Origin of the sequence: Streptomyces fildesensis, from assembly GCF_016107395.1 — a bacterium.
Classification (GTDB): Bacteria; Actinomycetota; Actinomycetes; order Streptomycetales; family Streptomycetaceae; genus Actinacidiphila; species Actinacidiphila fildesensis.
Genome location: NZ_JAAIKO010000266.1, coordinates 1 through 286 on the forward strand (window position 1 = coordinate 1; position 286 = coordinate 286).

Genomic DNA, 286 nt, shown 5'->3' on the forward strand with positions numbered 1-286 from the left:
ATGCACACTGAAAAAGCATCCGACGGATGGAGAGAGACGATGTGCTCTAGCTGCCAGATGGCAATCGTATGGATACAAACCCAACTTAAGCAAAATAAAACTCATGAGCAGATAGTGAACTATGTGAATGATCTATGTGATAGGATACCAAGTCCGATGGGAGAATCAGCTGTTGACTGTGGCAAGTTGGGTGCTATGCCTGATGTTTCATTTGTGATTGGTGGAAGAGTTTTTAGTTTAACTCCAAAACAATATATTCTCAAAGTTGGGGAGGGAAAGGCAGCCC

The 286-nt window shown here is 43.0% G+C and carries 1 protein-coding gene; it reads left to right on the top strand.

Translation table 11 applies throughout. The features are described 5' to 3' along the window. Positions 1–57: 57 nt before the first annotated feature. Positions 58–286: pepsin-like aspartyl protease (locus C6N31_RS42860; protein ID WP_198359709.1), on the top strand; the 229-nt coding region annotated here is incomplete at its 3' end.